Origin of the sequence: Streptomyces sp. XY431 (assembly GCF_001279805.1) — a bacterium.
GTDB classification, from domain to species: domain Bacteria; phylum Actinomycetota; class Actinomycetes; order Streptomycetales; family Streptomycetaceae; genus Kitasatospora; species Kitasatospora purpeofusca.
The window spans coordinates 1-6,586 of sequence record NZ_LGDO01000168.1; the positions used below are offsets into that span (position 1 = coordinate 1).

Consider the following 6,586-nt stretch of genomic DNA (forward strand, 5'->3'; position numbering starts at 1 on the left):
GGGTGCTCGGGGTCGGGGTCGGGGTGGTGGCGGCTGCGGCTGCGGGAACGTGAGAGGTCACGCCGTGCATCAAAGCAGGCCCGCCGTGTTCCCGCCGGGAATTTCGGACGTCCCGACCGGTCCCGCCCGGCTCCCGTGCGGACGTGACCTGCGGGGCGGCCCGGCGGCCGTTCGGCCCGGGCATTTCACCGCGATTGTTGCCGAACGCTTACAGGCCGGGCGATCTTGTGTACGGGCCGCGTGGCATCCTGGGGCCTTTACGGCTCTGCCGGGCGTGAACGGCGGACGTCCGCGCTGGGCGAAGCGAGGGGGATGACTGGCTCATGAGGCTCTGCTTTCTGGTGGAGGAGCACTACCGGCACGACGGCATGCCGCTCGACGTCGTACGCCAACTCACCGCGTGGGGGCACCGGGTGGACGTGCTGCGCCCCGGCGACTCGCTGATGGCGATCTCCGAGGCGGTCCGGGCCGGCAGCCACGACGCCTGGGTGCTCAAGACCGTCTCCGGCGGACCGGGCCTCACCCTGCTGGAGGCCGCCGCCGCCGTCGGCCTCACCACCGTCAACGACGTCCGGTCCATCCGCGGCGTCCGCGACAAGGCCCTCGCCTCCGTGATCGCCCGCACCCGGGGGCTGCCCGTCCCCGTCACCTACGCGGCCGCCCGCTGGGAACGGCTCGCCGAGATCCCCGCGGCCGAGTACCCGCTGGTCGTCAAGCCCGCCGACGGCAGCTCCGGGCGGGCCGTGCGGCTCGTCCGCGACCCCGGGCACCTCGCCGAACTCGGCCCCCTGCTGGCCGGCGAGGGCCTGCTGATCGCCCAGCCCTATGTGCCCAACTCCGGTACCGACCTCAAGGTGTACTGCGTCGACGGCGAGCTGTACGCGACCGAGCGGTGCTCGCCGCTCAACCCCGACCAGGGGGTGCGGGAGCGGCAGGTGCCGCTGCCCGCCGAGGTCGCGCGGATCGCCGCGCAGGTCGGCGAGGTGTTCGGGCTCGACCTCTACGGAGTCGACGTACTGCTCGGGCCTGACGGTCCGGTGGTCGTCGACATCAACGACTTCCCGAGCTTCCGGCAGGTGCCGGACGCGGTCGCGCGGGTGGCGCGGGCGGTGCTGCGGCTGGCCCGCACCGGCACGGCGGTCACGGCCCCCGCGGTGGCGCTGGACGCCTCGGGGCTGGACGCGGTCGGGCTGGGCGCCGGGGCGGTCCGGATGCCCGCGCAGGGCGGCGGCGCGGCGGTCGGGGCCGGCGTCGGCGTCGGCGTCGCGAGCGGACTCGGGGGCGGTGGGGTCGCGGTCGGCGGTGCGGGCGTCGGTGGTGTGGGCGTCGGTGGCATCGGGGCCGCGCCTGTCGGCGGCGCGATATGAGGATCGGTCTGATCACCTCCGACCCGGACCACCCGGTGCTCGCCGCGACCGCCGCGCTGCTGACCGCGGGCGGTCACCACGTCGAGGCCCTCGACCCGGCGGCCGGTCCGGACGGGCCGTTCGACCCGCCCGCGGACGTCTACCTGCTCAAGGCGCACACCCCGGCGGGGCTCGCCCTCGCCCGGGGGCTGGAGGAGCGCGGCGTGCCCGTCGTCAACCCGGCCGCCGCCACCGAGCTCTGCCAGGACCGCCTGGCCATGGCCGAACTCGCCCGGCGGGCCGGACTGCCCTTCGCGCCCACCCGCGCCGCCGCCGACCCCGCCGAACTGCTCGGGGCGGTCGAGGCGGGGGAACTCCTCCTGCCGCTCGTCGTCAAGAGCCGGCACAGCCGCCGCCACGACCTCGTCGCCCGTGTCGACGACACGGCCCGGCTGCGGGCCCTCGCCGAGGAATGGCCGGACGAGCCCGTCGTCGCCCAGCCCTACCTGCCGAGCACCGGCTGGGACCAGAAGCTGTGGGTCGTCGCCGGGCAGCTGTTCTGCGCCCGCCGCCGTTCCGAGCTCGCCGGCCCCGAGCACACCGAACTCCCGGACGGCTCCGACGGGTTCGGGCCCGCCGAGCTGTCCGCCGAGCGGGCCGCCGTGGCGCTGCGGGCCGGTGAGGTGTTCGGCCTCGACGTCTACGGCGTCGACCTGCTGGACGGGCCGGGCGAACCGGTCGTCGTCGACGTCAACGCCTTCCCGGGCATCCGGGGGCAGGCCGGGGCGCCCGAGGCGCTCGCCGCGCTCGCCCTGCGCGTCGGCGCGGCGGGGAGGTCGGGGACGGCGGGGACGGCGGCCGGGGTGGCGGTGTCCGGGGTCCCTCGCCCGCGGGCGGACGCCACCGGCACCGGCGCCGCCGCCGTGACGCCCGCGCCGGCGGATGCGGGACCGGGCACCGCCGCTGGTTAGGCTGGCACTCCCGGCCCGAGCACACGACCGGGCCGCGAGAGAAGACGGACCCTTGCTGCAGGACATCGAGCCCTACCTGGCCTGCCCGCACTGCGCGCGGCCGCTCACCCTCGACGGGCGCACCCTGCGTTGCCCCGGCGGGCACAGCCACGACCTCGCCAAGCAGGGCTATGTCAGCCTGCTCGCGGGTGACGCCCACACCGGCACCGGGGACACCGCCGACATGGTCGCCGCCCGGGGCGACTTCCTCGCCGCCGGCCACTACCGGCCGATCGCCGACGCGCTCGCGGAGGCCGCCGTCGCGGCCGTCGCCGATGCCGATGCCGGTGGTGACAGTCCCGGGGAGTTGGTCGCCGACCTCGGCGCCGGTACCGGCCACTACCTCGCCCACGTCCTGGACGCCCTGCCCGGCCGGCCCGGCGCCGCCCTCGACATCTCCAAGTACGCGCTGCGCCGCGCCGCCAGGGCCCACCCCCGGATCGGCGCTGTGGTCTGCGACGCCTGGCGGCCGCTGCCCCTGCTGGACGCCTCCGCCGGACTCGTCCTCAATGTGTTCGCCCCGCGCAACGGACCCGAGATCCGCCGCGTGCTGCGGCCCGGCGGCACCCTGCTGCTGGTCTCGCCCACCGCCCGGCACCTGCGCGAACTCGTCGCCACCCTCGGCCTGTTGTCGGTCGACGAGGAGAAGCAGCGACGCATCGACGAGAAGCTCGGGCCCTACCTGACGCCCGCCGGGCGGCGCGAGGTCGAGTTCACCATGCGGCTGTCCGCCGAGGACGTGCGGACCGTGGTCGGCATGGGACCGAGCGCCTGGCACACCGACCCGGCCCGGCTCGCGGAGCGGCTCGCCGCACTGCCCGACCCGGTCGAGGTGACGGCGTCCGTCACCGTCGCCGCCTACCGGCGCTGAAACGGCGGGCCGCCCCCCGGTGCGGGGGCGGCGCGGGGCCGCCCGCCCGGCGTCCCGGCCTCGTGCCGGAGTCACCCCGATGGGATGAATCTGCCGGGCAGGCACGTTTCTGCCGCGCGACCGGCGGCTAACGTCCGACGGGTGAACCGCGACGCCACCCTCCCCGCCGTGCCGGCCCACCCGCAGCAGCGCACCCCGGAACCAGGCCCGGCGGCCGCGACCGCCCGGCGCCCGATCGTCGAGGAGCTCCGGCTCACCTCCTTCAAGTCCTACCGGCGCGCGACCCTCCCGCTCGCCCCCCTCACCGTGCTGCACGGCCCCGCCGGCGTCGGCAAGTCCAACGCGCTCGACGCCCTCGCCGTCCTCTCCCGACTCGCCCTCGGCGAGGAGATCGGCGAGTCCCTCGACGGCCGGCCCGGCACCACCGGGCCGCTCGCCGCCCCCGTCCGCGGCGGCCTCGCCGGGTGCGTGCCGCACGGCCGCAACGCCCTCATCCTCGGCTGCACCGTCCGCTCCCCGGACGGGCCGATCGCGCTGGAGGTCGTCATCCGCACCGACGGCCCCGTCCGCATCGCCAGGGAACAGCTCACCCTCGACGGCCGGACCCTCGTCGAGACCGGCGAACAGGACCTGCGCCACCACCGTGTCAACGTCAGCTGGCACAACGACACCCGGCAGGGCGACATCCGCGCCCCCTTCCCCAGCGGCACCCTGGTCACCGCCCAGATCCCGCTGCGCGTTGCCGGATCCTCGCCCGGCGAACGCAAGGTCCTCGCCGCCGCCGAACAACTGCTCACCGCGCTGCGCGAGGTCTTCCCCGTCTGCCCCGTGCCCGCCCTGATGCGGGGCTGGGCCCGCCCCCACCCGGAGGCCAGGCTGCTCAGCTCGGCCGCCAACATCTCCGCCGTCGTCGCCCGGCTCGGCAACGAGTGCGGCCGCCGGTTCGGGCAGCTGCTGCGCGTCGTCCAGTCCGCCGCCCCGCACCCGCTGCTCGGCCTCGACCTCGCCCACCGCGGCACCGGCGCCGACCGGCGGGTGCTCGCCGTGTTCGACGAGGGCGTCCTCGGCCGCACCGGGGCCGACCAGGCCTCCGACGGCATGCTCCGCCACCTCGCCTTCGCCGCCGTGCTGCTCACCGGCGCCGCCGTGCTGGACCTCGACGTGGCCGCCGAGGTGCCGTGGGCGCAGCGGCAGCTCACCGTGCTGGCGGAGGACCTCGGCGCCGGGCTCTCCACGGACCAGGCGGCCTCGCTGCTGCGGCTCGCCCGCGACATGTCGGGGCGCAACCAGCTGCGGGTGCTCGCCACGCTGCAGGAGCCGGCGGCGGCCCGGGACGCCTTGGGAGGGCCGGGCGAACTGCCGGCCGGGGTGGCGGTGGTGGAGTGCCGGCGAGATCCGGGCTCGGGGTTCACGGTGCTGCGGACGGAGACGGCGCGGGTGCCGGTCCAGGCGGTGCGCGACGGTGCGCCGGCGGTCTCGGGGCCGGGATCGGGATCGGGATCGGGCGCGGTGCCGGGGTCGGTGTCGGGACCGGGCCCGGCGGCGGGGTCGACGTCGGCGTCGCCGGAGCCCGGGGTGCCGGGCCCCGGGGCCGACCGGACGGCGGGCGATGCGGTAGACCTGGACGGGTGAACGAACGACACACGGAACCCGCCGGGCCGACCCTGGAGGAGCTGCGGCAACGGCTCGTGGACTTCGCCGCGGCCCGCCGCTGGGAGCCCTTCCACACCCCCAAGAACCTTGCCTCGGCCCTGACCGTGGAGGCCGGTGAGCTGCTGGAGATCTTCCAGTGGCTCACCCCCGAGCAGGCGGCCGCCGTGATGGCCGAGCCGGACCGCGCCCACCGGGTGCGGGACGAGGTGGCCGATGTGCTCGCCTACCTGCTCCAGTTCTGCACGGCCGTCGGGGTCGATCCGCTGACGGCCCTGGCGGCCAAGATCGAGCGGAACGAACTGCGCTTCCCGGTCCCCGGCACCCCCGTCGAGGGCGAGGAAGTCAACCCGTAGGACGGCTCATAACCCCTGCGGGGGACCGAAGTTGTCCACAGCCCCCGGGTTGTCCACAGGTTTCCGAAGTCCGGATGCGCCACCCCTCCGCCCCGTCGCACCCTCTCACCGTGACCGCGCGGCAGAGCGCCGCGCGGGCGACGGAAGGGGTGACCGGCCGTGGAAGCGCTGCGACTGATCAAGACCGCCCGGCACGCCCTGGCGGAGACCAGGAACGTCCCCGACGTGCTGGCCGAGGCCCGGCAGGCCGTGCTGCTCACCGAGGCGGTGGCCACCCGGCTCGCCAGATCGGGGGAGGAGGGGCTCTCCGGCCTCGGGCAACTGCTGGCCGAGGCGGCCACCCATGCGGCCTGCTGCCTGGAGCATCCCGAGGAGGGCGCTTCCTCGGCGTCCGCCTTCGGGCCGGGCGGCCGGGCCCGAAGGCTCACCGAGCTCGGGGAGTTCGGGCCGATGCTCGACGAACTCGGCCGCCTGTTGCGGGACATGGGGGAGACGCTGGTGGTGCTGGCCTGCGGGGCCGACACCGAGAGCCTCTACTGGGCCTGTATCGACGGGGTCGACGCGGGAGCGGAGTGCACCCAGCTGGTCGACCAACTGCTCGACGCCGTACGACAGATGACGGGCGAGCGGCCCGAGGGGAACGACGCGGAGCCGTGCGGGGCGGCGGACGGCGGGCCCGGGGAGCCGTTCGGGCCGGACGGGGCCCGACGCCTCCCCGAACCGGCGACGGAGCACGAGGAGCGGTTACTGGTGCTCCGGCTCGACCCGCCGGGTCAGCGGGCGGCGGAGGGCCCGCCGTCCTCGCCGCCGGCGGAAGCGGTCGGGGCGGGGGAGGTGGTACGGGCACCGATGGCCTGAAGGTCGGCGAGGTCCGCGGTCACCGAGGCGAGCAGCTCCTGCATCTGCTCCAACAGGCTCTTCGGGGCGGTCGGCGCCGCCGCCCCGTCGGCGGTGGGGTACTGCGAGGTGGTGGACACCCCGGACCAGGGCTCGGACATGAGGGGACCTCTTCGGATCGGTGGTGCGGTGTGGAGCGGTTGGCGGGCGGCCGGACGCGGCCCCGCCGCTGCAACCAACGAACACCCCGCCGCGCGGTCACCGGCCACCACTCGATGCGGTCCAACCGCCGGCACGGGTAGGCCGACCGGGTGACCCCGGGCTTGCCGCCACCAACCGGCCTGGGCTACGGCCGCCCGGGCGCGCGGAGGGCTGCCGCGGGCCTTCTTCCACCGGCGGCCCGCCACCGATGGGGGCGGGCCGCCGAGGAAAGGGGCAGGGCGAAGGGCGGACGGGGCGACGGGAAGGGCGGGGGAAGGGGCCCGGGCGGGAGGAGGAGGCGGAGGGGAGGGGGAG

The 6,586-nt window shown here is 76.3% G+C and carries 7 protein-coding genes; 6 read left to right on the forward strand and 1 reads right to left on the reverse strand.

Features of this window, described 5'->3' with window-relative positions:
- The first annotated feature begins 323 nt into the window (after positions 1-323).
- From ADK60_RS18785 to ADK60_RS18810, 6 genes are all read left to right on the forward strand, one after another.
- Positions 324-1,367 carry an ATP-grasp domain-containing protein gene (locus ADK60_RS18785; RefSeq protein ID WP_079008488.1) on the forward strand — a complete coding sequence of 348 codons (1,044 nt, stop codon included), beginning with the start codon at positions 324-326 and terminating at the stop codon, positions 1,365-1,367.
- Positions 1,364-2,317, forward strand: a complete 954-nt coding sequence (locus ADK60_RS18790) for an ATP-grasp domain-containing protein (RefSeq protein ID WP_063783187.1) — start codon at positions 1,364-1,366, stop codon at positions 2,315-2,317. The genes ADK60_RS18785 and ADK60_RS18790 overlap by 4 nt, the downstream gene beginning before the upstream one ends.
- Positions 2,318-2,369: 52 nt before the next feature.
- The gene (locus ADK60_RS18795) at positions 2,370-3,227 is read left to right on the forward strand and encodes a putative RNA methyltransferase (RefSeq protein WP_045942209.1); all 858 of its coding nucleotides are present in this window, start codon (positions 2,370-2,372) and stop codon (positions 3,225-3,227) included.
- Between the two features lie 141 nt (positions 3,228-3,368).
- On the forward strand, positions 3,369-4,859 hold the full coding sequence (locus tag ADK60_RS18800) for an AAA family ATPase (RefSeq protein ID WP_053647439.1): 1,491 nt from the start codon (positions 3,369-3,371) through the stop codon (positions 4,857-4,859).
- On the forward strand, positions 4,856-5,233 hold the full coding sequence (locus ADK60_RS18805; protein ID WP_234371141.1) for a nucleotide pyrophosphohydrolase: 378 nt from the start codon (positions 4,856-4,858) through the stop codon (positions 5,231-5,233). The genes ADK60_RS18800 and ADK60_RS18805 overlap by 4 nt, the downstream gene beginning before the upstream one ends.
- Positions 5,234-5,392: 159 nt before the next feature.
- Positions 5,393-6,091: a DUF6099 family protein gene (locus ADK60_RS18810; protein WP_053647441.1), complete on the forward strand. Its 699-nt coding sequence runs from the start codon at positions 5,393-5,395 to the stop codon at positions 6,089-6,091.
- On the opposite strand, the gene ADK60_RS44900 is transcribed toward ADK60_RS18810, so the two are convergent.
- On the reverse strand, positions 6,007-6,231 hold the full coding sequence (locus tag ADK60_RS44900) for a hypothetical protein (RefSeq protein WP_159400487.1): 225 nt from the start codon (positions 6,229-6,231) through the stop codon (positions 6,007-6,009). The genes ADK60_RS18810 and ADK60_RS44900 overlap by 85 nt on opposite strands.
- Positions 6,232-6,586 lie beyond the last annotated feature (355 nt).